The organism is Brevundimonas sp. P7753 (genome assembly GCF_013386595.1).
Classification (GTDB): domain Bacteria; phylum Pseudomonadota; class Alphaproteobacteria; order Caulobacterales; family Caulobacteraceae; genus Brevundimonas; species Brevundimonas bullata.
This window is the reverse complement of the sequence record NZ_JACARP010000172.1, coordinates 1-2,616: the sequence shown is the minus strand read 5'-3', so window position 1 is coordinate 2,616 and position 2,616 is coordinate 1. Positions and strand designations below refer to the sequence as shown.

Sequence of the window (2,616 nt, the reverse complement as noted above, 5' to 3'; positions counted from 1 at the left end):
GTGCTGGTGATGCGTGAGCCGGGGGAGATGCGGCGGCGGGCGCCGGGGACGGTGCGGCTGGCGCCGGGCGCAGCGGCGGTCTGGGACGGGCGGTTCGAGATCACGGCGACCGAGCCCGGCTGGCGGGTCGAGGCGGCGGCGGGGCGGCTGGCGCGGCTGTCGGAGGCGGATCGCCAGGTGGCGGCGGGGCTGCCGCCGGCGGCGCGCGGGGGCTTGCCGGTGCTGGCTCGGGAGGATGGAAGCGGCGCGATTCTGGCCTGGCGGGGAGCGGATGTGCAGGCCCTGGGGGGGCGGCGTCTGGGGCTGGCCTTGGGCGAAACGACGCAGGAGAGCGACCTCTTTCAAGCCATGCATGGCGAAACGCCGCCGACTGACCTATTTTCCTAGAAAGACTGCTGATCGGCGGGGCCTAAGGGCGTTCGCCGAGAAACCGAGGACCGAATGAATCTGCGTAACTTCGCCATCTGGGGCGTGATCCTGCTGGGTCTGGTCGCGGTCTACGCCGCCATCGGCCAGAACGGCGGCGCGGCCATGCCGGGCGCCAAGGGTGCGGCCGCCAGCCGTCCCGATCCCATCACCTATTCGCAGCTGATCACGGCCATCAACGGTCAGGAGATCAAGACGGCGACGGTGCGCGGCGACACCGTAACCGGCGTCTACAAGAACGACAGCAGGTTCACGACGGTCACGCCCCTGCCCAATATCGACCTGGTCGACAAGATGCAGGCGGCGGGCGCCGTGGTGGACGTCAAGAGCACGCGCCAGCCCTGGTGGTCGGGCCTGTTGGGCCTGCTGCTGCCGGTGGCCCTGATCATCGCCTTCTGGTTCTTCATCATGAACCGCATGCAGGGCGGGGCCAAGGGCGCCATGGGCTTCGGCAAGTCCAAGGCCAAGCTGCTGACCGAGCACAAGGGCCGCAAGACCTTTGACGACGTCGCCGGCGTGGACGAGGCCAAGGAAGAACTGCAGGAGGTCGTCGACTTCCTGAAGGACCCCGGCAAGTTCCAGCGTCTGGGCGGCAAGATCCCCAAGGGCGCCCTGCTGGTCGGCCCTCCCGGCACCGGCAAGACCCTGCTGGCGCGCGCGGTGGCGGGCGAGGCGGGCGTGCCCTTCTTCTCGATCTCGGGTTCGGACTTTGTCGAGATGTTCGTCGGCGTCGGCGCCAGCCGCGTGCGCGACATGTTCGAGCAGGCGAAGAAGAATGCGCCGTGCATCATCTTCATCGATGAAATCGACGCCGTCGGTCGTCACCGCGGCGCCGGTCTGGGCGGCGGCAACGACGAGCGCGAGCAGACGCTGAACCAACTGCTGGTCGAGATGGACGGGTTCGAGTCCAACGAAGGCATCATCCTGATCGCCGCGACCAACCGTCCCGACGTTCTGGACCCGGCCCTGCTGCGTCCGGGCCGCTTCGACCGTCAGGTGGTCGTGCCCAACCCCGATGTCTCGGGCCGCGAACGCATCCTGCGCGTCCACATGAAGGACGTGCCCCTGGCCGCCGACGTCAACACCAAGACCATCGCGCGCGGCACGCCGGGCTTCTCGGGCGCCGACCTGGCCAACCTGGTCAACGAAGCCGCCCTGATGGCCGCCCGCAAGGACCGGCGCATGGTCACGCACCGCGACTTCGAGGACGCCAAGGACAAGGTCATGATGGGCGCCGAGCGCAAGTCCATGGCCATGAACGAGGAAGAGAAGCGCCTGACCGCCTATCACGAGGGCGGCCACGCCATCGTCGCCATCAACGTCAAGATGGCCGACCCGGTCCACAAGGCGACCATCGTCCCGCGCGGACAGGCCCTGGGCATGGTGATGCAACTGCCGGAAGGCGACCGCTATTCCATGAAGTACCAGCAGATGGTCGACCGCATCGCCATCATGGCCGGCGGCCGCGTGGCCGAGGAGATCATCTTCGGCAAGGAGAACATCACCTCGGGCGCCTCCTCCGACATCCAGCAGGCGACCAAGCTGGCGCGTCGCATGGTGACGCAGTGGGGCTTCTCGGACGTGCTGGGCACCGTGGCCTACGGCGAGAACGAGCAGGAGGTCTTCCTGGGCCACTCGGTCGCGCGCAGCCAGAACATCTCTGAGGAGACCGCGCGTCTGATCGACAGCGAGGTCAAGAAGCTGGTCACGTCGGGCTGGGACGAGGCGCGCCAGATCCTGACCGACAAGGCGGCGGATCTGGAGAAGCTGGCCCAGGCCCTGTTGGAATACGAGACCCTGTCGGGCGCCGAGATCAACGACCTTCTGGAACGCGGCATCCTGCCGAACCGCGACCAGAGCAACTCGCCCACCGTCGGCCCGTCGGTTTCGGTGCCGGTGACGCCGGTGTCGGACGGCGTCGAGATCGAGACGCCGAAGACCGAGCCGGCGGCTGCGCCGACGACCAGCGTGCCGACCGCCTGATCCTTTCGGATCAGCTGAAAATGAAGGAGGGGCGGGCCGCAGGGCTCGCCCCTTTTTCGTGCGCCAAGTGCTGGCGCGCGCCTGTTGCTCTTCCTTCCCGTTGGCTGAGGGGAACGGGGCGGGGATGGAGCGCAACATGGCCGATGGAGCGTATGAGGCGAGGGCCCCGTCCCCCGCGGCCTATGGGACAGGGGCTGCCTCCACCCC

1 protein-coding gene and 1 pseudogene are annotated in these 2,616 nt (G+C 68.2%); both read left to right on the top strand.

Annotated features, from left to right (window positions below; genetic code table 11):
* A pseudogene (locus tag HX774_RS18780) lies at positions 1-387 on the top strand (hypothetical protein); the annotation flags it as partial.
* Positions 388-441: 54 nt separating this feature from the next.
* Positions 442-2,409, top strand: coding sequence for an ATP-dependent zinc metalloprotease FtsH (ftsH, locus tag HX774_RS18775; protein WP_178828947.1), 1,968 nt, complete (start codon positions 442-444; stop codon positions 2,407-2,409).
* Positions 2,410-2,616 lie beyond the last annotated feature (207 nt).